Annotated in this window: 23 protein-coding genes and 1 pseudogene; 7 read left to right on the forward strand and 17 right to left on the reverse strand. The window is 38.6% G+C overall.

Features of this window, described 5'->3' with window-relative positions; genetic code table 11:
- Positions 1–113: 113 nt before the first annotated feature.
- The 5 genes and pseudogenes from RR45_RS06145 to mreD form a co-directional block, all read right to left on the reverse strand.
- A complete protein-coding gene (locus RR45_RS06145) occupies positions 114–1,139 on the reverse strand; it encodes a 3-deoxy-7-phosphoheptulonate synthase (RefSeq protein ID WP_031366399.1) in 1,026 nt (341 codons plus the stop codon).
- 129 nt (positions 1,140–1,268) lie between these two features.
- The gene (locus RR45_RS11640) at positions 1,269–1,496 is read right to left on the reverse strand and encodes an SEC-C metal-binding domain-containing protein (protein WP_425268461.1); all 228 of its coding nucleotides are present in this window, start codon (positions 1,494–1,496) and stop codon (positions 1,269–1,271) included.
- Positions 1,470–3,860 (reverse strand): annotated as a pseudogene (gene secA / locus RR45_RS06150) (preprotein translocase subunit SecA); the annotation flags it as partial. The pseudogene secA and the gene RR45_RS11640, both read right to left, overlap by 27 nt.
- Positions 3,861–3,980: 120 nt before the next feature.
- Positions 3,981–5,168 carry a peptidoglycan hydrolase PcsB gene (gene pcsB / locus RR45_RS06155; protein ID WP_031366397.1) on the reverse strand — a complete coding sequence of 396 codons (1,188 nt, stop codon included), beginning with the start codon at positions 5,166–5,168 and terminating at the stop codon, positions 3,981–3,983.
- Positions 5,169–5,256: 88 nt separating this feature from the next.
- The gene (gene mreD / locus RR45_RS06160; protein WP_031366396.1) at positions 5,257–5,790 is read right to left on the reverse strand and encodes a rod shape-determining protein MreD; all 534 of its coding nucleotides are present in this window, start codon (positions 5,788–5,790) and stop codon (positions 5,257–5,259) included.
- A gap of 458 nt (positions 5,791–6,248) precedes the next feature.
- Here mreD and RR45_RS06165 point away from each other — a divergent pair, with 458 nt between their 5' ends.
- A complete protein-coding gene (locus RR45_RS06165) occupies positions 6,249–6,497 on the forward strand; it encodes a LapA family protein (RefSeq protein ID WP_244148308.1) in 249 nt (82 codons plus the stop codon).
- 255 nt (positions 6,498–6,752) lie between these two features.
- Here the strand turns inward: RR45_RS06165 and mreC are convergent, their stop codons facing one another.
- The gene (gene mreC / locus RR45_RS06170) at positions 6,753–7,613 is read right to left on the reverse strand and encodes a rod shape-determining protein MreC (protein WP_031366394.1); all 861 of its coding nucleotides are present in this window, start codon (positions 7,611–7,613) and stop codon (positions 6,753–6,755) included.
- Positions 7,614–7,802: 189 nt separating this feature from the next.
- Between mreC and RR45_RS06175 the strand changes: the two genes are divergently transcribed.
- Positions 7,803–8,252, forward strand: coding sequence for an NUDIX hydrolase (locus RR45_RS06175; RefSeq protein ID WP_031366393.1), 450 nt, complete (start codon positions 7,803–7,805; stop codon positions 8,250–8,252).
- Positions 8,253–8,295: 43 nt separating this feature from the next.
- Here RR45_RS06175 and RR45_RS06180 read toward each other — a convergent pair whose 3' ends face one another.
- On the reverse strand, positions 8,296–9,027 hold the full coding sequence (locus tag RR45_RS06180) for a formate/nitrite transporter family protein (RefSeq protein WP_031366392.1): 732 nt from the start codon (positions 9,025–9,027) through the stop codon (positions 8,296–8,298).
- Between the two features lie 107 nt (positions 9,028–9,134).
- Entirely contained in the window at positions 9,135–9,812 is a 678-nt protein-coding gene (gene rpiA / locus RR45_RS06185) for a ribose-5-phosphate isomerase RpiA (protein WP_031366391.1), read from the reverse strand.
- Positions 9,813–10,031: 219 nt separating this feature from the next.
- Here rpiA and RR45_RS06190 point away from each other — a divergent pair, with 219 nt between their 5' ends.
- The 4 genes from RR45_RS06190 to mnmE all read left to right on the forward strand — a co-directional run bounded on the left by RR45_RS06190 (position 10,032) and on the right by mnmE (position 13,311).
- Entirely contained in the window at positions 10,032–10,598 is a 567-nt protein-coding gene (locus tag RR45_RS06190; protein WP_031366390.1) for a DUF1836 domain-containing protein, read from the forward strand.
- Positions 10,588–11,445: a DegV family protein gene (locus tag RR45_RS06195; protein WP_031366389.1), complete on the forward strand. Its 858-nt coding sequence runs from the start codon at positions 10,588–10,590 to the stop codon at positions 11,443–11,445. The genes RR45_RS06190 and RR45_RS06195 overlap by 11 nt, the downstream gene beginning before the upstream one ends.
- An 89-nt stretch (positions 11,446–11,534) precedes the next feature.
- Positions 11,535–11,930 carry a nuclear transport factor 2 family protein gene (locus RR45_RS06200; RefSeq protein WP_031366388.1) on the forward strand — a complete coding sequence of 132 codons (396 nt, stop codon included), beginning with the start codon at positions 11,535–11,537 and terminating at the stop codon, positions 11,928–11,930.
- A 13-nt stretch (positions 11,931–11,943) separates the two neighbouring features.
- Positions 11,944–13,311, forward strand: coding sequence for a tRNA uridine-5-carboxymethylaminomethyl(34) synthesis GTPase MnmE (gene mnmE / locus RR45_RS06205; RefSeq protein WP_031366387.1), 1,368 nt, complete (start codon positions 11,944–11,946; stop codon positions 13,309–13,311).
- Between the two features lie 53 nt (positions 13,312–13,364).
- On the opposite strand, the gene RR45_RS06210 is transcribed toward mnmE, so the two are convergent.
- The 9 genes from RR45_RS06210 to RR45_RS06250 all read right to left on the reverse strand — a co-directional run bounded on the left by RR45_RS06210 (position 13,365) and on the right by RR45_RS06250 (position 21,188).
- Positions 13,365–13,778, reverse strand: coding sequence for a hypothetical protein (locus RR45_RS06210; protein ID WP_031366386.1), 414 nt, complete (start codon positions 13,776–13,778; stop codon positions 13,365–13,367).
- Complete coding sequence (locus RR45_RS06215) at positions 13,775–14,560, reverse strand: hypothetical protein (protein WP_031366385.1); 786 nt, start codon at positions 14,558–14,560, stop codon at positions 13,775–13,777. Before RR45_RS06215 ends, RR45_RS06210 begins: the two co-directional genes overlap by 4 nt.
- 415 nt (positions 14,561–14,975) lie before the next feature.
- A complete protein-coding gene (locus RR45_RS06220; protein WP_031366384.1) occupies positions 14,976–15,812 on the reverse strand; it encodes an SDR family NAD(P)-dependent oxidoreductase in 837 nt (278 codons plus the stop codon).
- A gap of 22 nt (positions 15,813–15,834) precedes the next feature.
- Positions 15,835–17,853, reverse strand: coding sequence for an ATP-dependent DNA helicase RecG (gene recG / locus RR45_RS06225; RefSeq protein ID WP_031366383.1), 2,019 nt, complete (start codon positions 17,851–17,853; stop codon positions 15,835–15,837).
- A 12-nt stretch (positions 17,854–17,865) separates the two neighbouring features.
- Positions 17,866–18,453: a P-loop nucleotide/nucleoside kinase family protein gene (locus RR45_RS06230; RefSeq protein WP_031366382.1), complete on the reverse strand. Its 588-nt coding sequence runs from the start codon at positions 18,451–18,453 to the stop codon at positions 17,866–17,868.
- 55 nt (positions 18,454–18,508) lie between these two features.
- Complete coding sequence (locus RR45_RS06235; protein WP_167362598.1) at positions 18,509–18,835, reverse strand: YlbF family regulator; 327 nt, start codon at positions 18,833–18,835, stop codon at positions 18,509–18,511.
- A gap of 64 nt (positions 18,836–18,899) precedes the next feature.
- On the reverse strand, positions 18,900–19,247 hold the full coding sequence (locus tag RR45_RS06240) for a zinc ribbon domain-containing protein YjdM (protein ID WP_031366380.1): 348 nt from the start codon (positions 19,245–19,247) through the stop codon (positions 18,900–18,902).
- A 256-nt stretch (positions 19,248–19,503) separates the two neighbouring features.
- Positions 19,504–20,517, reverse strand: coding sequence for a type I glyceraldehyde-3-phosphate dehydrogenase (gap, locus tag RR45_RS06245; RefSeq protein ID WP_031366379.1), 1,014 nt, complete (start codon positions 20,515–20,517; stop codon positions 19,504–19,506).
- A 218-nt stretch (positions 20,518–20,735) separates the two neighbouring features.
- Complete coding sequence (locus RR45_RS06250; protein WP_031366378.1) at positions 20,736–21,188, reverse strand: DUF536 domain-containing protein; 453 nt, start codon at positions 21,186–21,188, stop codon at positions 20,736–20,738.
- A gap of 127 nt (positions 21,189–21,315) precedes the next feature.
- Here RR45_RS06250 and RR45_RS11360 point away from each other — a divergent pair.
- Positions 21,316–21,502 (forward strand): hypothetical protein (locus tag RR45_RS11360; protein WP_218838354.1); only part of this gene is annotated, 187 nt, incomplete at its 3' end.

Consider the following 21,502-nt stretch of genomic DNA (forward strand, 5'->3'; position numbering starts at 1 on the left):
CTAATTATTATAAAATTCTGACAAAATATTTTAAACAAAAACTGAAGCATGCTCCAGTTTTGTCGTCAGATTTCTGACTTAACTCAGACTATGGACATCAGTCTGATACGCTATTACAGTTCTTGATAAATCTCGTTAATCAAGTTTTCTGTTTTATCCCAACCAAGACATGGATCTGTAATTGATTTTCCGAAAACGACCGGTTCATCTTGACGGCCATCTTCCAAATAGGACTCAATCATGAATCCACGAACATATTTCTGAATCAGTGGATTCCATTGACGATTGATTAAAGTTTGGCGTACAATTCGAATTTGTTCCAAATAACGTTTACCTGAGTTATCATGGTTAGTATCAATCATAATAAATGGATTTTCAAGACCCATTTTTTCATAAGTTGCAATCGCACCCAATAAATCATCTGTATAAAAGTTAGGGATGTTTTTGCCATATTCATTCAAAGCGCCTCGGAGAATGGCATGTGCCAAAGGATTACCTTCCGTTTCAACTTCTGTACGGTTGAATAGGAAGTTTTGTGGTGCCTGAGCAGCATATATCCCATTGAACATCACATTCAGGTTACCAGATGTCGGATTTTTCAAGCCAACTGGTACATCAATGCCCGAAGCTACAAAACGATGCTGTTGGTTTTCAACAGAACGCGCACCAACTGCAATATAGCTAACTAAATCATCGATAATGCGAAGATTTTCAGGGTAAAGCATCTCATCAGCAGTCGTTAAACCAGTCTCAGTAATGACTTTATAATGCAATTCACGAACAGCTTTAATCCCATTCAAAAGGTTAGGTTGCGCTGTCGCATCTGGCTGATGAATCAAGCCCTTATAGCCATCTCCATTAGTCCGTGGTTTTGCCGTATAAACACGCATCACCATGAAAATTTTATCTTTAACTGTTTCTTGCAATTTAGCCAAACGACGCGCATATTCAAGTGCAGCTTCTTCATTATCAGATGAACAAGGACCGATAACCAATAAAATACGGTCATCTTCTCCTTTGATTATGGCTTCTAACTCGCGGTCACGGGCTTCTTTCAAAGCTTTAGTTGCCGCTGAAAGTTTACCTAATTCTTTTATTTCTTCTATCTCTAGTTTTTTAGAAATTTCTTTAAATGTCATTTATTTACTTTCAATCTTTCAATCTTTTAATTGGATAATCCGTCTTAGACTTCCTACCCTCAAGGAATTGTTTTCAATGCACATCGGTACTTATAAATTACTTTGAAAACTTGCAACTTGCTTTATCTACTAAGCGATGTTAACACGACCATGACAATTTTTATATTTCTTGCCAGAGCCACATGGACATGGATCGTTACGTTTCACATTTGAAAAATCTAAACCTGATGTCTCGTCATTTGTTGATGCTTCTGATGGGGTTACATCCGTCAAATTCTCTAGTGAAGCCGTTGTCACAACTTTTGGTCCAGTATCTTGCTGAATCGTTGTTTGCGGATGAATTTGCGCTTTCATCATTAAACGTGTCACTTCAAACTCGATAGCACCTACCATGTTGTTAAACATATTAAAAGCTTCTTGTTGATATTCAACAAGCGGATTATTTTGCGCGTAGCCACGTAAGCCGACACTTTGACGCATTTGATCCAATTGGTCGATATGATCTGACCAATTCGTGTCAACCGTTCTTAGAATAACCGCTTGTTGGAAACTTAATTGACGATCTGGTTCAGCCAATTTTTCCATTTGTTCAGCATAGATAGCTTTAACTTTATCAAAAATCAACGTTTTTACATCAGATAAGCTCAGACCTTCAAGATCAGATGCAGTGATTTCGCCATCAGGTAAAAAACTACTTTCCACTTGAACAATCAAGTCCTGTGTGCCCGTTTCATCTAACTTACCTAAAGGTGCTTGTCCCGCAATTATGCGATCAATCGTCCGCTCAAACATACCCAAAAGCTGTGGCGTCAAGCTTTCTTGAGCAGTGATTACTTCGTAACGCTGTTTATAAATGACTTCACGTTGCTCACGAATGACATCATCATATTGTAAGACTTGTTTACGAGAATCGTAGTTATTACCCTCAACACGTTTTTGTGATGCTTCAATCTGATTGGTAATCATGCGTGATTTAATCACCGCATCTTCACCCTCAATTTTGAAACGCTCAAGTACGGCAGCTACACGTTCACTACCAAAACGACGCATCAAATCGTCTTCAAGCGACAGATAGAATTGTGACACACCTGGATCTCCTTGACGCCCAGAACGGCCACGTAACTGATTATCAATCCGACGAGATTCATGACGCTCTGTACCGATTACAGCCAGCCCACGATATTCAGAATCTGGATGATTCACAACACCAGCACCTAATTTAATATCGGTACCACGTCCAGCCATATTGGTCGCAATGGTTACTGCACCCTTTTGACCGGCATTCATAATAATTTGAGCTTCTTTGAAGTGATTCTTAGCATTCAAGACTTCGTGAGGAATACCAGATTCGACTAATTTTTGCGAAATGATCTCCGATGTCTCTACACCAACAGTCCCAATCAAAATCGGTTGTCCTTTTTCATGACGGTCTTTGACATCACGGACAACAGCCGCAAATTTTGATTCAATCGTAGGATAAAGTAAATCTGGATGATCCACACGAATGATAGGCATATTTGTTGGAATTGGGATGATTTGCATATTATATATTTCACGGAATTCTTCCGCTTCTGTTTTAGCTGTCCCTGACATCCCTGCCAATTTTTTATACATCCGGAAATAGTTTTGATAAGTAATAGACGCCATGGTCTTAGACTCATCTTGGATTGGCACGCCTTCTTTGGCCTCAATCGCTTGGTGAAGCCCATCAGAGAACCGACGGCCCTCCATCGCACGACCTGTAAATTGATCGACAATCAAAACCTCTTGATTGTCATCTACCATGTAGTCAAAATCAAGTGACATGATATAGTTTGCACGAAGAGAATTATCTACAAAGTGAGTCAATGCAGCATTTTCAAGGTCATAGAGATTATCAATCGCAAAGAATTTCTCTGCTTTATCAATCCCCTCCTCTGTCAAACTAATTGTTTTAGATTGCACATCAATTTTATAATCATCACCCTCTTCATAGTCTTCACGACCATTCAAAGATTTCACGAACTGATCTGCACGATAATAAAGGGCGCTTGAGCTTTCTGCTTGACCTGAAATAATCAACGGTGTCCGCGCTTCATCGATTAAAATCGAATCCACTTCATCAACTAATGCAAAATTCAATGGACGTTGTGACATCTCTTCAAAAGTCGTCACCATATTATCACGTAGATAGTCAAACCCTAACTCAGAGTTAGTTGAATAAGTGATATCGCAAGCATAAGCCTCACGTTTTTCAATCGCTGATTTAGTTGATGAGTTAATTCCAACAGTTAAACCAAGCCAATTATAAAGCTCACCCATTTCAGTTGCATCACGCGCTGACAGATACTCATTGACCGTGACAACGTGGACACCTTCACCCGCCAAAGCATTCAAATAAACTGGCATTGTCGCTGTTAAGGTTTTACCTTCACCAGTCCGCATCTCAGGGACATCCCCATTATGCAAGACAATCCCACCCATAATTTGAACATGGTATGGAAAAAGACCTAGAATACGTTTTGCACCTTCGCGAGCAACCGCGAAAGCTTCATAAAGCAAATCATCTAGCGTTTCGCCATTTTGATAGCGTTGTTTAAACTCTGGTGTTTTAGCTTGAAGTTCAGTATCAGACATTGCTGCACAAGCAGTCTCATAGCTTTCTACCTTTTCTGCCATTTTATGCAATTTTTTTAATTGTTTTTTATCATTTTCAATTATTTTTTGAATAATGTTAGCCATTTCATCTCCCAAAGCGTCGTAGTCATTGTCTTAAAACAATATACTCTTATCAATTTTACCATTTTGTAACTTAAATTTCAATTACAAAAAAATCGTCCTAAGACGATTTTGATTGAACCATTAATTTGGATAGATGAATGTAACACCGCTCGGGGTAAACCAGCCACGGTAATCACCGATGGCACTATTACCATTATAGTTACATTCTTGCACTTTAATCTGACCACCTTCAACAGCATAAACAACCGCAACGTGACCATAACCACCCTGCCAAACAGCGATGGCACCGACTTGTGGTGTAGAACCCGTCCGGAAACCAGCTACAGCAGCAGAGGCAGCCCATTGACCCCCATTACCCCAGTTATTGCCAGCCCATGGTGCTAACTCCTTAGCCCCCCATGTACACTGGCCGACTGGATAAGTATTGCCCGTACTTGGTGGAGGTGTTGGGGGTGTTGGATTTGGTACATCTGGTCTCACTGGCTGACTAGGTTCTGGTGTCACCGGTGTCACTGGTGTCACTGGTGTAACAGCAGAACCGCCACCATTGGCCTGTTCGTTTGCCTTATCACGAGAAGCTTGCACTTGATCATTATAAGCTTTTTCGCGAGCTGCTGCTGCTGTTGCTGCTGCTTGAGCTGCTGCTTTCTGTTCAAGCAATGACGCTTTATCGCCCTCTGCCGTTGCGCGTTCTGCTGCTAAATTCAACTGCGCAACTTTAAGCTGTGCTTGTTGTGTTTCGAGTGTTTTAGCTTGATCATTCATTTGAGCAAGCAATTTATACCCCTCGTTTGCTTTAGCCTGATTTTCTTTTTGTGCTTTATCTAAATCTGCTTTAGCTGTTTCTTGTTGTTTCATCATGTCGTTATTCGCTTTAACAACGGTTCTCATAGCTGAGACACGTGTCACGACATCTGATAAAGATTTAGAATTGATGACAGCATCCACATAAGATGTTGCTGAGCCATCTGTCTGAGCTGAACGTGCTTGTGCTTTAAGTGCTTCATCACGTTCTTTAATTTCTTTAGTGAGTTCACCAATTTTGGTTTGTAGTTTTTCAGACTCTTTTAACAAATCGTCGGTCTCTTTTTTAAGAGCACTTTGTTTAGACGATAATGTATTAACCTGTGATTGAATACCTGCGACTTCTGATTGTGCAGTTGCTTCAGCAGATTTTGTCGAGGCAATTTTTGCATCTTGACTTGCGATTTTATCATCTGTTTCATCGGCCATAGCAACTAATACTGTGGAAGCGGATGTTAAAACGACAGTAGATAACAAAAGAGCCGATATCAATTTTTTCTTCATATAGTTTTCTTTTTCCTCCAAAGGCTTACGCGTTTTCGGTTCAACTTTAATTATACGCTTTCAAAGTGCAATTAATGTTACGATTGTATTACAGTTTAGTTTTCATTTGTAACGCTTTCTTTGCTTTTGTGATGCCATAAAATTTTTCCAAGGGTGATTGCAAAGCAATGGCAAAGAAAATATTGAGGCATAAACTAGGCGCTATTTCATAAATAATGTAATCACCAAAATTAAAGTTTGAAATCTGAAACCCTACGATGATTACACCTGATAAAAATTCAAAAGCGGTGACAATGATAATCACAGTAAAAATTCGCGTCAAACGATTTGCAAAAACTGTTTGTCTAATATTATATACAAAAAGTGCAATTAATGGAAACAACAAGCTTGCAACACCATAGACACCAATATAGTAGCTATCATAGATAAGACCGATGACAAAAGCAACGATAACAATATAATGGTAACTATGCTGCAAGATACTATAAGTCAAAAAAATTAAAAGAAGACAAGATGTCACAGTTGTCACATTCGTACTGAGTAAGCGTGTCAATTGACCATCTAGTAACATAATAATTAATAGAATGAATGGCGTAAAAAATTGGAAAGAGAACCTGCTCATATTTTTTTCACCCTTTTAAACTCTTTACTATCTACTATTGATAAACTTTGTTTTGATTTATTTTTTTCTAACATCTAATTCTTTTTTCCTCCATACTTCCCTATTTTTATTGCTGTATCTAGACGCTACGCCTTTTCTATAAATGTATGGCAAAATAGAGAATCGTCAATATCTTAATTATATCACTACTTACTTCGTTTTTCTATCTCTATTCTAAATTGCTGTCTTGGTTTCAAGAAAATTAAGACTTTCTATGCGCTCTTTTTATTGTAAAAAGTCAATATTATTAAACTAAAACACTAATGATAAACTTTATTGACAAGTTATAATATGCCATGTATTATAATAAGACAGATAGATTATTCTATACTCTGCTTTTGGTGTATCTCAACTCACAGCGTTAAACAAAATGGAGGATTTATGGAAAAGTTAAAAAAATCGCAACACTGAAACGTATTTTGACATTAATTGTCATCATTTTAGTCTTAATTTTTGCCTTTCAAAACCTTAACTCGGTTTCACTTAATCTTGTATTTTTCTCACTCGATATTCCGTTATTAGTATTGATTATTGCCTTGTATATTTTAGGTGTCATTACTGGTTGGGCAGTTAAACGAAATGATATTAAACATATTGTCAATAGCGCACAAAGTGAGACTAAAAAAGAACTCAAAGCGTTACAAGACCAGATTAAGGAAAATGATTAATCCTATTTTAGTGCAATTAGCCTTTTGAAGTTAGTCACCATCAAAAGACTAATCATACAACAACTATTAACCTGCATCCAAATACGGCCTCTTTCAGAGGTCCTATTTTTTTTTACAACTATACAATTATTTTGACATCACACTTTTAGAAACACAGAAAAAATCTAATCCAAAAACTCCGAAGAAATGACTATCTCTTCGGAGCTTTCATACATTACCGTATGTTTAAGAAAACTGGGCGATACGGTCTCACAATTATTTTGCCTCACTCAGGCTACGCTTAATCGCAAAAACAAACCGGATATTATCAAATTGACTAGCAGGTTTCACATAGACTTCTCTATCATTCCCTTTTTGGTTCTTTTTCTCTCCGATAATGTCGCCAACCAACAAATCGGACGGTGATTTACCACCAAGTCCAGACGTCACAACCTGATCACCTTTAGAGAACTGATTATCCGATGAAATCTGTGTGATAATAAAGGCATTTTGCTGCGCATCATAACCTGTAATTAGACCATAAGCTGGATTTTCCGCAGAACCAAGTCTGACTGGAATTTTATTTTCCAATACCTTATCTGAGGTTAACAAAGCAACTTTAGACGTTGTTGCATTCACTTGCGTAATCCGCCCCACTACACCGCCATTACTCATGATAATCATATCATCTTTAAGACCATCGGATGAACCTTTATCAATTGTCATCGTATCACCCCAAGCATTAGGATTGCGAACAATAACGTTTGATGCAACTTTTTCATAGTTTGTCAACGTATTTTGTAAGTCAAGCGCTGCCTTTAACTCTTTATTTTCAGCTTTCAAGCTATCCAATTCAGCTGCATTATCAGTCAATTGCGTTATTTTCTTGCTCAGTTTAGCATTCTGTTGATAGGTAGAAAACAAATTACCAACTTCTGCTGCCTTATTCTCGAAAAAGTTAAATGGAGCTGCAATAATCCCATCTATCCCCCCAACGGTATCATTGACGACAAGTGTCATTTCTGAAGGCTTTTTGTTGTCATTAAATTGATGTGCCGAGATTAAAATAGCGACACAAGCTGTGATCATCATGATAAGTGCAATAATTATGATTTTACTAATATTTATTTTTTTCAATGGTGTAACTATCTCCAAGTCTGATTAGGTTGTTATACTTAATATTTAAGCACTTCTGTACTTTTTTTCTGATTAATTTTTATTTTCTACTGTTTATTTTATCAAATTTTAACGAAATTTGATAGAATGGACTTAATAAAATTAACGAAAGAACTGAGTTTCGGCTCAACAGCTTAGACGGAGAAAAATATGATTCCAACTTTTGGCAAAAAAATTGACAATAAAGACTATCAAGCGCGCTATGGTGTCTATGGTATCGTGGCTCGTAAGGATAACACTGAAATTTGTCTCGTTCAAGCACCAAATGGCGCTTATTTCTTACCAGGTGGAGAAATTGAGGCAGGTGAAGACCATAAAAAAGCACTCATTCGTGAATTGCATGAAGAACTGGGGGCGAAAGCTAAACTTGGTAAATTTCTTGGGCAAGCTGATGAATATTTTTATTCTTCTCATCGGGATACTTACTATTATAATCCTGCCTATATCTACGAAACAGTGGGCTATGAAGTATTAGGTGCCCCTTTAGAGGATTTCAATCATATTGATTGGTTCCCAGTTGAGATTGCCATTAAAAAATTAAAACGGGGTAGTCATAAGTGGGGTGTTACAGCTTGGCAAGACTATCTGAACGCACTATAATAAAGACCTGTCCAACGACAGGTCTTTATTTTGGATTTCATTTTCAGTGTTTTCGATAAGCTAAGCTATAAAGTAAAGCAATCAATATCGCACCGCCTACGACATTCCCCAGATAAACGGGGATAAAGTTGTTCAAGAAGTCTAACCATGATGCATGACCAACAAAAATAGTAAAAGGGATCAGGAAGCTATTGGCAACGCTATGCTGAAAGCCGATGACCACGAAAGTCATCACCGGAAACCAGATTCCAAGAATTTTACCTGAAAAATCTTTTGCGCCATAGCTTAGCCAGACTGCTAAACCAACGAACCAGTTACAGCCAATACCTGAACAAAAGGCCGCAAGAAAGTTGGCATTTAACTTCGTTTGAGCGACATGAAGTGTCTCTTTTAGCGCATCACCGGTCGTTAATGTCCCAGCTAGAACACCAAAAACATAAGCTACAAAAATCGCACCTACTAGGTTGGCCAATGTAATAACTACCCAGTTTTTTAAGAGTTCCGTCAGCGTCACGCGTTGCTTAAAATACCCCACAGCAACTGCCATCATATTCCCTGTAATCAATTCTCCGCCAGCTAGCAGAATGACAATCAGTCCGACGGGAAAAACGGCTGCTCCGACAAATCCGCCTCCCACACGTAAATATGCTAAGTAGCCCAAGGAAATCATGGCACCGCCAATGAATCCTAAAATGAATTTCGTAAGAAGTGGTTTATTAACCTTGATAACTGCAGTCGTTGCTGTTTGTTCAAGAATTTCTTCTGGAGTGTACATAAAATGAACTTAACCTTTTCTAAATTAGCATCACCGTTTTCACTTGTTCGTGACATTTTTCACGGCTGTTAAGCTCAATTTTACCTTATTTTGGAAACGATTTCAAGTTATTTTGTGATAATTTTCACACCGTTAGTTTCACTGCCAATAATGACAGTTTTTGCCATATCTTTAAAGAGCCCATGCTCGACAACTCCCACTGTTTCATCAAGTAACTTAATCAAACGAGCTGGGTCTTCTATTTTCTCCAGATGCAAATCAATAATATGGTTACCCATATCCGTTATTAAACGTGCACCAGTCTCGTCCAGACGGAAAGTCGGTCGAAATCCTAGTTTATCAAATAATCGGAATAACTGTCCACAGCCAAATGAGACAACTTCGACTGGCAGTGGAAAAGCACCTAGATGCTCAACCAATTTCGATTCATCCGCAATCCAAATGTAGTCCTGACTATAAGTTGCCACAATTTTTTCCATTAATAGTGCTGCTCCGCCACCTTTGATACCGTTTAAATCAAGGTCAACTTCATCTGCACCATCAACTGTTAAATCTATCGCATCCACTTCATCAATATCTTTCAGCGGAATACCAAGTTCACGCGCTTGCGTATTAGTTACACTTGATGTCGTCACACCAACAATCTTAAGATTTTCTTCTGCAACTCGACGGCCTAATTCCGCCACAAAAAATGCTGCTGTTGAACCTGTCCCTAGTCCAACAACCATCCCGTCTTTAACAAATTTCGCCGCCTCAATACCAACCATTTTTTTTAGATTATTCATAAATTCATTATAGCATTAAACCTTACGCCATACTAGCCCAAACTGCTTTAAAAGTTATATCATGGTTCAAGATTTACCACTTTAATTATCGCATTTATTTAATTCATCTCTATACAATAGCGCCACCTAGCATTTACAATATTTTGATTTTGTAGTAAACTATATCTAGTATCCAAAACTAGATGAAGCCTATACTAAGTATTAGAAAGAAAACGCATTATGTCTGAACAATTAATTGACTGGGGAAAAGAAATCGAGACCGCTACCTTACCTCGATGGAAAGAATTACCTGATATCGAGCTATATATGGACCAAGTCATTAGCTTGGTAGGCAAGTATTTGACGCCCATCTTACCCAAGCAAGAGCAAGCACTCCTCACTAAATCCATGGTTAATAACTATGTGAAATTGGAACTCATTCCTGCACCTGTTAAGAAAAAATACTCCCGTGTCCACTTGGCTTTCCTCATTGCCATTACCTTGCTGAAACAAGTCTTGACCATTCCTGAAATTAAAACAGGTATCGTCTACCAAGGACGCGTAAGTGGTACACATGAAGCCTATAATATTTTTTGTCATGCACTAGAAAAAGCTTTAAATGTTGTTGGCAAACAGGTGCAAGGTATTAGCACACCTGGCTTATTTTCGAAGCAAATTTCACCAGAATATTTTATCGTTACCGCAGCGACATCTTCACTTGCCGCCAAATTACTCGCTCAAAAAAACATTGAACTTGCTGAAAGTTTAAGCATTATGGAAAATAAGGAGATTTCAAATGACATCTGAAAAAATTGCAATTCTTGTTGACTCAGGTTGTGATGTACCTGAAACAATTGCGCAAGCTGATAATTTCTATGTTATTCCTCTCAAAATTATCTATAAAGATGCCGAATATACAGATAAACTAGATATCACTGCTGAAGAAATCTACGATAGATTGCCTATCGAAATCCCTAAAACTTCTTTACCAGAAGGTGCCTATATTCAAAAAATCTTCGAACAAATCGTGGCTGATGGTTATGAAAAAGTATTAGCAATTACCATTTCAAGTGGTTTGTCAGGAACTTTTAACTCTGTCAGATTGGTAGCGCAAGATTTTCCAATGCTCGAAACTTTCATGTTTGATACAAAAAACATCGGGATTGGCGCTGGTGTCCATGCCATTCGCGCAGCGGAATTAATTGCCTCTGGCTCAAGTTTTAACGCCATTGCCAAAGTTCTTGCTAACGAAGTTAAAAATAGTAAAATTTTCTTCAGCGTTGCAACACTTGAATACCTCCAAAAAGGAGGGCGTATTGGCCTCGTCAGCTCTATTGTCGGCAATATGCTCAACCTCAATCCGATTATTTCTTGTAATGATGACGGCATTTACTACACGGTTGCCAAATCACGTGGTCGTAAAAAAAGCCTTGAAAAATCAGTCAAGTTAGTCAAAGCATTTGTTGGTAATCACCAAAAGGTTCGTTTGTTTGTTGCTCACGGCAATGCAGCTAAAGAGGCCTTAATTTTAGTAGAAGCGCTTAAAGCAGCAATACCACAAGCCATAGACGTCTTATATGGTCAAATTTCTCCAGCTCTTGTTGTTCATACCGGACCAGGTTTGATTGGGATTGGCGCACAAATTTTGGATTAAATGAAAAAGCCTGTTCGGGCTTTTTTAGCTATCTTCCACCCTAAGCACCCACAATTGCTGTTTTTCGTATTTTGCGTTAAAATAAGGGTATGACTAGCCAACATGATGCGCTATTTGCGCAATACACACAGAGCTGGGAAAATAAGGACTTGCCCCAGTTTCTAGCTTGCTTAACTGATGATATTATCATTACGGAATGTTACGGTGCCACTTATATCAGTAAAACCGAAGCACAAAAATGGTTCCAGCATTGGACAGCGCCTACTGAAAACCAGGTGGTGAATTGGGAGATTCTCGCTAAATTTGAAGATAGTCTCAAAAATACCGACTTTTTCAACTGGCGTTTTCGTTATGTTTATCAAAACAAGGCTAGTGTTTTTGAAGGATTATCACAAGTCACTTTTTCAGATAACGGAAAAATTACCAAAATAAAAGAATATGAAATGGCTTTTGATAAAACCAGACCTTATTTAGCCTCAAAATAGAAATAGGAACAACATGATCACAAAAGAATTTGACACCATCGCAGCTATCTCAACACCACTCGGTGAGGGTGCTATCGGCATCGTCCGACTCTCAGGCAGTGATGCCATTGCCATTGCTGATAAGGTTTTTACGGGAAAATCTCTAGCTAACTGTGACAGCCACACACTCAACTATGGGCATATCACTGAAAACACGCGCATTCTTGACGAGGTCATGGTCGGTGTCATGAAAGCGCCGAAAACTTTCACACGCGAAGACGTGGTCGAGATTAACACCCACGGTGGCATTGCCGTCATGAATGAAATTCTCCAACTCTTGCTCCGAAATGGTGCTAGAATGGCAGAGCCCGGTGAATTTACCAAACGTGCCTTCTTAAATGGTCGTATGGATTTATCACAGGCTGAAGCTGTCATGGATATTATCCGTGCTAAAACAGATCAAGCGATGACTATCGCTGTCAAACAACTCGACGGTAGTCTATCAAACTTGATTAACAAAACGCGACAAGAGATTCTTGAAACATTGGCACAAGTCGAAGTTAATATCGACTATCCAGAATATGATGATGTCGAAGAAATGACGACAAGAATGCTGCGTGAAAAAACAGCAGCCTTTCAAACGCTACTCGAAAATTTACTGAAAACGGCTAAACGGGGCAAAATTCTCCGTGAAGGTCTGTCAACAGCTATCATCGGTCGACCAAACGTTGGTAAATCAAGTCTACTCAACCACCTCTTACGTGAAGAAAAAGCTATTGTTACAGATATCGCAGGCACCACGCGAGATGTTATTGAAGAATATGTCAATATCAATGGTGTGCCTTTGAAACTTGTAGATACAGCTGGGATTCGTGATACAGATGATATCGTGGAGCGTATCGGTGTTGAGCGGTCACACAAGGCACTTGAAGAAGCAGACCTTGTCTTACTCATCCTGAACGCTAATGAAGCCCTAACTGACCAAGACCATCAACTATTGAAGCTTAGCGAGGATAGCAACCGCATTGTCTTACTTAATAAGACGGATCTGCCTGAAAACATTGAAACGGTTGACCTGCCTGACGATGTCATTAAAATTTCTGTTCTTGAAGACACCAACATTGACAAAATCGAAGCTAAAATTAACGACCTTTTCTTTGAAAATGCTGGGATTGTTGAGCAAGATGCGACCTATCTGTCAAATTCTCGTCACATCGCCTTAATCGAACAAGCGCTTGAAGCTTTGACTGCAGTTAATGATGGACTTGATGCAGGGATGCCTGTTGATTTGGTGCAAGTTGATATGACACGAACTTGGGAGATTCTCGGAGAAATTACTGGGGATGCTGCACCTGATGAGTTAATCACACAGTTGTTTAGCCAGTTTTGTTTGGGGAAATAAAAAAGTTGTGCCAACTTTCGGCACAACTTTTTTATTTTTGAAATGTTGCTCTACTACTCATCGACTATCTTATCATCTCGATACCAGACTTCAATATGGTCACTATACTTCTTAGCTTCTTTCTTGTTAAAAACATTCTTTAGCCATTTTGTCACACCTTCATCTAATGCCTCACGGTTAATAATTTGATTAATTTTACTATCACCTTCTTTCAGCGTATCATCACCTTTTGAAGCCAGTGAAGGGATTTTTATTCGGATTTCTTTATAGGGCTTTTCTCCCCAAACATTCCCCTCTGTCTTGATTTCTACACCTTGAATGTTCACGAAAAGCCCATCCAGATTTAACTCTTGTCTCAATACTTCTTGTGCATAAAACTTTTGGTACCCCAAACCAAGCGACAACAAAATTGCTAAAAATACAATTATCACAAACAATATGCGATGTTTACTTAAATATTTCTTCATTTAACTTTTTCCACCTTTAAAGTATTCACTACAAGTTGATAATCGTTCCCCTGATACTTATATTCTGCTGTCAGATGGTAGTTTTTCGCTAGCATCAGATAACCCGTTTTGAAGTAGCCATCTACTTTTACCGTGTCTTTACCTTTAGTTGTAAAATCAACATTATCAGATTTACCAACTTGACTCCATTTCTTAAACTCAATCTTTTTCAAATTAAGTACCTGACGCTCTAAGTCCTTGACAATAGCTTTTTTATTTGTCTCTGTCACATCATACCAGTTATTATCGTTATTTCTAATTGTTGCCCCATCATAAAACACCTTATAGTTTTTAGTAGACTGCTTGAGTGCATCTAGGTTAAGCGACTCACTAAAAGCGTCCTTTAATTCATTACGATAAGTATCATCATCAAATAGTGGACTATAATTGATTAATTTTGGGATAGAGATATCAATTTCCTTAGCTTCTTTTGAATTGAACCATTTGATAATCCCATTTTGCGAAATGACGCCAACATCACTGCCAATAATACTTGAATAGGCATCTCGAATATTATTCTTCTGGGCAATGTCTTTACGTTCTTGAGCAAAGGGCGATGTCGCTTGAAACATTGCCCCGAATAACCGTCTCCCACCAAACCATGCAACGATTACTAGCACCACAGCAATTATGAATAGAATACTGTAGTTTCGTACATAAATGCCTAAAGTTTTAAGAGATGTTCCTCCTACCTTAGTCATGACCTGAGAGACACTTTTATCCTCTTGTTTGTTGTTAACCACTTTATCCTATCCTTTCCCTTCATGTAATGTTTTCATTATATCAAAAAAAGTGCTGAAAATCAGCACTTTTACCACAACCGTTAAGCCTGATGCTAGCCAATTTCGACTAGATTTTCAATTAAATTTGTCTCTTCAATATTAAAGAGGCAAATTTAATATTCTCATCATCCAAATAAATTTCCCCAATTCAACGAGCAGCAACACCAGCACCAACAACCACATGGAGGGACAGCAAACTCTTCTTCAAAATACTAAGTTCCAATTGTCTTTTTTGTCAATAAATTCATTCTTTCTCCTTTCCGTAAATGACTCTTAGGTCTGGACAATGCGCTATAATGTGAGAGTATCTTTCTCACTATAGCACCCTAAAATAAAAAACATTAAACGATTATGCCTAATGTTTCACTTATTTTTATCATTTTCGTTCCGCACGTTTCCCCCAAAAAATCAGCGTCCACATAAAAACTTTTTTAAAAACACGCGGGCAACTACGTGCTAACCAGACCATGGCGCGGTCACCCAGCGTATTAAAATAGCGTCGTTTAGGTCGTTCATCTGTGGCTGCCTTATAAAAGACTTGTGCCAAATCTCTTGAGCTAGCACCGCTTGTATGTTCATTCGCTGTTAGCAAGGCTGAGACTTTGTCAACTAATCTTGTATAAACAGAATCCGTCTTTAAATTTTTTCTAGCATGTGCCATGGCGATGTCGCTCCAAGCTGACTGTGTCCCGCCAGGTTGAATGATGAGGGAACGGACACCAAAGGGCGCGATTTCGATGTCAAGCGAGTCGCTCCATTGCTGTAATGCTGCTTTTGTGGCGTGGTAATAGGCGCCTAACGGCATGTAAACATCGCCACCAATCGATGAAATGTTGATAATTCGTCCAGATTTTTGTGCGCGCATGATAGGTAGCACAAGCTGTGCCAAATCAGCTGCCCCAAAGAAATTCGTCTCAAATTGTCTTCTAGCATTGTCAAGTGGCGTATCTTCTACCGGACCATATTCGCCATAGCCAGCATTGTTAATCAGCACATCAATCCCTTGTTCAGTTGCCATAATCTGTTTGATAAAAGCAACATTTGAATCATGGTCTGTCACATCTAATTTCAGGGCATGAATATTTTCAGAAACAGGAATTTTCTCAACACGTCGCGCACCACCATAGACAATCCATCCTTTTTTCGCAAAAAGTTCCGCTGCTGCAAATCCCATACCATTACTAGCGCCTGTAATAGCGACTACTTTTATCATCTTTTTCTCCTCTATTTAACGACTAATCAAATCCCGCAACATCAGCTAAATCTGTCAGCATCATCTGATAATTAAGATTTTCGCTCCAGTGGGCATCCTTGAAGATAGCCACTGCCTCTTGCCTAGCAACTTCTAAAATATTGTAATCATTGACAATGTCAGCAACCGAAAATTCTGGCAGACCCGATTGGCGCGTCCCAAAGATTTCACCACTGCCACGCAATTTGAGATCTTCTTCTGCTAAGATAAAACCATTTTGCGTTTCTGTCATGATTTGCATGCGACGCTTGCCAGTTTCCGATTTTGGATTAGCGACTAAAATGGTGTAGGATTTTTTCTCACCACGCCCGACACGGCCACGTAGCTGATGTAATTGTGATAAACCAAAGCGGTCAGCATCAATAATCACCATGATCGTTGCATTCGGCACATTAACCCCTACTTCAATGACCGTTGTTGAGACTAAAATATCATACTTTCTAGCCTTAAAATCAGTCATCACCTGATCTTTTTCTGCATTTTTCATCTTACCATGCAGTAATGCCACAGTTGCAGTCAAACCGAAAAAATCTTGCAACTCCATAAAAAGCTCCGTCGCATTTTTCAGGTCCAACGCTTCACTTTCTTCAATCAAAGGCGAAATAAAATATACCTGCGCCCCCTTTGTGACCTCATCAGCAATCCATGGCAAAATTTGTGGCATTAATTGCTCATGCTTAACCCAACGTGTCGTAATCGGTTTTCGGCCAGCAGGCAGCTCGTCTATAATTGATACATCCATATCACCAAATGCTGTAATGGCAAGCGTTCGTGGAATTGGCGTTGCGGTCATCATCAACACATCTGGATTTTGTCCTTTCTCACGAAAGACCTTCCGTTGGTTAACACCGAAACGATGCTGTTCATCCGTAATCACAAGTCCCAGATTCTGATAATCTACCGCCTCCTGTATCAGCGCATGCGTACCCGTAATCATCTGAATGCGACCATTCTCAAGCCCCTCTAACACGTCACGTCGCGCAGCAGCTTTCATCCCACTCGTCAACAAACCCACTGTCAGCTCAGGAAAGAGCGTCCGGAGGCTTTCGTAGTGTTGGTGCGCTAGAATCTCCGTCGGAACCATCATAGCCGCCTGGTAGCCTGCTGTGACCGCTGCGTACATAGCAAGACTCGCCACCACCGTCTTCCCACTCCCCACATCGCCCTGCAGTAAACGATTCATATGATAAGGACTCGCCATATCGGCCAAAATTTCATCTAAGGACTGGTCTTGCGCCTTTGTCAAATGGTAAGGCAGTTGATTGATTTTGTCAGCTAGTTGCGCAGCGTTAAACGTGATAGCTAAACCTTGTGTCGGAGACTTTTCTTTATAGCGCAGAGCCTGTAATTTCATTTGGAAATAAAACAACTCCTCAAATTTCATGCGCCGTAAGGCTTGCTGGTGTGCGATTTCATCAATTGGAAAGTGCATATCATGAACTGCAGTTTTGCGGTCAATCAAGCGATATTTCTGAATCAAATCATCAGGTAAATTCTCAGCGATTAACTCACCGACACCCGTCTCAAAGACAGACTGCAACAGATTGACTAGAGCCGATTGTTTGACGCCTTGCATGACATGGTAGACCGGCTGGAAACTATTGTCAACCTGTGCTAAAATTTTCATGCCAGTGATACTTAATTTCTTAGCATCCCATTTACCATAAATGGCTATCTCAGCATCCATTTCAACCTTATCTTGTAAATAAGGCTGATTAAAAAAGCTGACTGAAATGACAGCTTCATCTTGCTTGATTTTAAAGGTGAGACGATTACGACGCGCACCATAGTAACTAACATTAGGTGGCGTCACAACTCGACCGACAATTGTTGTTTTCTCGCCATCAATCAATTCAAAAATAGACTTTGACGAGAAATCATCATAACGAAAAGGAAAGTATAGCAATAAATCTTGTACAGTAAAAATTCCCAGCTGATGATAACGCTCGGCAGATTTTGGTCCTACACCTTTTAAGAATTGAATTGAATCCGTTAGTTTCATATCTCTATTTTATCATTTTAGACTTGGAAATACTTGTAAGACTTGCTCAACGGTCATTTCGGGCGACAGTTCGGTATTATTAATCTTCAGTGTCTGAACATCTGGAAAATGTTCTGCTAGTTGATGATCTTGTGACGCTAACTGATACTTAACAACTGAATCTTCTAAATCCTGCATCGAAAATGCCAAGTCTCGTTTAGAAGGTTTCGCAGCTAAGCGTTCTGGATGACAATTGCGTTCGCGCCGTTTAGCAATATCCGCTACCAATTCAATGAAATAGACTGGCTCTCCAGCATCTGAAAAAATACTCGCGATATCAGAAAGAAAATCCAAATCATCGGCCGATGAGAAATCAATCATAACCGTGAAAATCACATGCTTGATAAGATTAGTATCAAGATTGTCTACAAAAGCTTGAAATAGACTTTTTCTCAGTTCCTCCGATAACTGAAAGGTCGTTGGTGTATATCCTAGAAAATCAGCAAATAAATCAATTGTCTGATGATTATAAAGCAATTTCCCTTCTAACTGTTTTTCTAGTTCCCGGCCAACTGTCATTTTTCCTACTGCTTGTGCACCGATTAAAACAATCAAACTCATCCAAAATCCTCCTTAACAAAAAAGTGAGAAATTTGATTTCTCACGCTAAGTACTATTATTGACCGTATAATTCTTGAAGTGGCTTAAAGACAATATCTTGTAAATCACTTGTGATTGTTTGCAAAGCCTGTTCTTTAGCTAGCAATTCTGACATAATCGGATTTGCCTGTAATTCAGCAAAAAGTGTTTGAGCTTCATTTTGCTGTTCTGGCTCCGTCAGTTGACCCATTTGCATTTTTGTTTGAATGTCGATAAATTTTGCATACAAAATATTTGCTGTTTCGTCTGCTTTAACCGCAGCAAGTGCTATAATCACAGCTTGATATTCAGGCAAAGCACGTAATTCGCGTTCTAATTGATTCATAGTGTCATAAATATTCATAAGCATCTCCTTCTCGTATTTCTATTATACCAAAAAAGCGTGCACCAATGCACGCTTCAATATTTTAACCTTTTTTGACAACAGAGCCTTTCAGCCCAATAGCACCAAATCCATCAATTTTCGCATCAATGAAATGACCATTCTTGCCATTTTCATTAATTCTGATATTTTTGGCTTTGGTACCTTTTTTGATTGGCTTAGGCATACCTTTTACTGGCAAATCTTGAACGATAATCACATCATCACCATCAGCCAGTTCAGTGCCAACTGAATCTAGTACGACAAATTTGTCACTTGCATTATCAATATCGGCTTGTGTAAATTCATTCCCACATTCTGAACAGCCAAATGTTGTATCAGATAATTCGTAAGTATATTCACTGCCACAATGTGGACATTTAGGTAAAGTCATTTTTCTTCCTTAATCTAGTTTATAACCTTCACTCCTAGTCAACTTCTCAACCATCGATCAGAAAGTAAGTAACTATGAGTTTTTCCATAAGCCACTAAATTAGCGACTATAATACCAAAGTAACAAAGATAAACCGTATTTTTTGAGTGACTTGTCACACAAAATCTGGTTGAACACGTTTTAACACATTTATCTTTCTATTGGTACAAAAAAACGGGGAATTTTCATTCCTCGTTTTCCCAATAACTAAATGAAATTATTTAGCGATTGATGCAAAGTATTCAAGTGTACGAACAAGTTGTGAAGTGTATGACATTTCGTTGTCGTACCATGATACAGTTTTAACCAATTGTGTACCGTCAGCAGCTTCAGAAACTTCTGTTTGAGTTGCGTCAAACAATGAACCGAATGAAATACCAACGATATCAGATGAAACGATTTCATCTGTGTTGTAACCGTATGATTCAGTAGCAGCAGCTTTCATAGCAGCGTTTACTTCTTCAGCAGTTACTTTTTTGTCAAGAACAGTTACAAGTTCAGTCAATGAACCAGTTGGAACTGGAACACGTTGTGCATGACCTTTAAGTTTACCGTTCAATTCTGGGATAACAAGACCGATAGCTTTAGCAGCACCAGTAGAGTTAGGAACGATGTTTTCTGATGCAGTACGCGCACGACGAAGGTCACCACCACGGTGAGGACCATCAAGCGTCATTTGGTCACCAGTGAAACCGTGAACTGTTGTCATTGTACCAACTTTAAGACCAAAGTTTTTGTTCAAAGCGTCAGCCATTGGTGCAAGACAGTTAGTAGTACATGAACCAGCAGAAATTACTGTTTCAGTACCATCAAGAATATCGTGGTTTGTGTTGAAAACAACTGTTTTAACATCTGATCCACCAGGTGCAGTGATAACAACTTTTTTAGCACCGTTAGCATGTAAATGTTTTTCAGCAGCTTCTTTAGTTGCAAAGAAACCAGTTGCTTCAAGAACGATTTCTACGCCATCAGCAGCCCAATCGATGTTTGCAGGATTAGCTTCTTGAGAAACTTTGATGAATTTACCGTTAACGTCAAAACCGTTTTCTTCAACTTCAACAGTACCGTTGAAACGACCTTGAGTTGTATCGTATTTCAACAAGTGTGCAAGCATAGCAGGGTTTGTCAAATCATTGATACGTGCAACTTCAACACCCTCAACATTTTCGATACGACGAAGTGCAAGACGACCAATACGGCCGAAACCGTTAATACCAACTTTAACTACCATTTTGTAGAAATCCTCCTTATGGAATTCAGTAATTTTTTATTAGGTGTTAACACCTATAACAACTGAAAGTTAAACTTTTAACTTACATTATAATCATACCTTTTTTATCACATTTATGCAAGAAGAAACACTAATTTTAGATGATTCTTGTTTTCTAACAGATTTTAAATTCGCTAGATTTTAGGTGTTTTTAGAACTTATAAAGCATCTGTACTAGATTACTTTCTAAACAATTTGGCAAAGAAACCTTTTGATTTTTCTTGTTCTAATTCAAGTAAAGTTTGTTCACGTTCAGTTAAAGCTTTAGCAGTTAACTGCTGCTGCTGATCCAACTGCTTGTCTTTTTCAGCAATTTGATGGTCCTTCATCGCAATCTGATCTGACAATCTTGAAATTTCGGTATTTTTGTCTTCGATCAACTGTGTAATAATCTTGTCAAAATCAATATTAACTGAGTTTTTTTCAGCCTCTTGATTTTTATCAGTCCGATCTTCTAAGATCACTTTTCCGTAATGCTTTTCCAAACGCTTGATGCCATCTTCATTGACTACCGTAACGCCACGATCATTTTTTGCCAGATATTCATCTGATAGTTTTTTTATACGGTTATTCATTGCTTGACGCGTTACACCAAATGCTTCTGACAATTCCGTCACAGTCATTTTTTTCATTAAATTTCTCCATCGGTATTTTATCTTTAATTCATTATAACAAAAAAATCTAGCAAAGGCTTACATATCCTAAATCTATCTGAAATTTCAACTACAAATCGTCCTAATAATGTGTAATTATAACGAAATGAATAACTATCACAGAAAGATGCTAAAATACAATCTAAAATTTTACATTTATTTATCCTTTCTTATCAAGTCAAAAGGAACCGCCTATATTGCGGTTCTTTATAAAAAGCAATCAAATTTTATAAGATTTTTGTTGAACTTAATTGCAAAAAAGATCGGCTCTATAATAAATCGTGTGGGAAATT

The organism is Pseudolactococcus chungangensis CAU 28 = DSM 22330 (assembly GCF_002441885.1).
GTDB classification, from domain to species: Bacteria; Bacillota; Bacilli; order Lactobacillales; family Streptococcaceae; genus Pseudolactococcus; species Pseudolactococcus chungangensis.

Coding starts and splice junctions, on each gene's coding strand:
- RR45_RS06145 (WP_031366399.1), bottom strand. CDS start 1,139: ATGACATTTAAAGAAATTTCTAAAAAACTAGAGATAGAAGAAATAAAA.
- gap (WP_031366379.1), bottom strand. CDS start 20,517: ATGGTAGTTAAAGTTGGTATTAACGGTTTCGGCCGTATTGGTCGTCTT.
- RR45_RS06210 (WP_031366386.1), bottom strand. CDS start 13,778: ATGAAGAAATATTTAAGTAAACATCGCATATTGTTTGTGATAATTGTA.
- pcsB (WP_031366397.1), bottom strand. CDS start 5,168: ATGAAGAAAAAATTGATATCGGCTCTTTTGTTATCTACTGTCGTTTTA.
- RR45_RS06175 (WP_031366393.1), top strand. CDS start 7,803: ATGATTCCAACTTTTGGCAAAAAAATTGACAATAAAGACTATCAAGCG.
- rpiA (WP_031366391.1), bottom strand. CDS start 9,812: ATGAATAATCTAAAAAAAATGGTTGGTATTGAGGCGGCGAAATTTGTT.
- RR45_RS06240 (WP_031366380.1), bottom strand. CDS start 19,247: ATGACTTTACCTAAATGTCCACATTGTGGCAGTGAATATACTTACGAA.
- RR45_RS06230 (WP_031366382.1), bottom strand. CDS start 18,453: ATGAGTTTGATTGTTTTAATCGGTGCACAAGCAGTAGGAAAAATGACA.
- RR45_RS06195 (WP_031366389.1), top strand. CDS start 10,588: ATGACATCTGAAAAAATTGCAATTCTTGTTGACTCAGGTTGTGATGTA.
- mreD (WP_031366396.1), bottom strand. CDS start 5,790: ATGAGCAGGTTCTCTTTCCAATTTTTTACGCCATTCATTCTATTAATT.
- RR45_RS11640 (WP_425268461.1), bottom strand. CDS start 1,496: ATGATGAAAGCGCAAATTCATCCGCAAACAACGATTCAGCAAGATACT.
- RR45_RS06180 (WP_031366392.1), bottom strand. CDS start 9,027: ATGTACACTCCAGAAGAAATTCTTGAACAAACAGCAACGACTGCAGTT.
- RR45_RS06200 (WP_031366388.1), top strand. CDS start 11,535: ATGACTAGCCAACATGATGCGCTATTTGCGCAATACACACAGAGCTGG.
- RR45_RS06220 (WP_031366384.1), bottom strand. CDS start 15,812: ATGATAAAAGTAGTCGCTATTACAGGCGCTAGTAATGGTATGGGATTT.
- RR45_RS06250 (WP_031366378.1), bottom strand. CDS start 21,188: ATGAAAAAAATGACTGTGACGGAATTGTCAGAAGCATTTGGTGTAACG.
- recG (WP_031366383.1), bottom strand. CDS start 17,853: ATGAAACTAACGGATTCAATTCAATTCTTAAAAGGTGTAGGACCAAAA.
- RR45_RS06190 (WP_031366390.1), top strand. CDS start 10,032: ATGTCTGAACAATTAATTGACTGGGGAAAAGAAATCGAGACCGCTACC.
- mnmE (WP_031366387.1), top strand. CDS start 11,944: ATGATCACAAAAGAATTTGACACCATCGCAGCTATCTCAACACCACTC.
- RR45_RS06235 (WP_167362598.1), bottom strand. CDS start 18,835: ATGAATATTTATGACACTATGAATCAATTAGAACGCGAATTACGTGCT.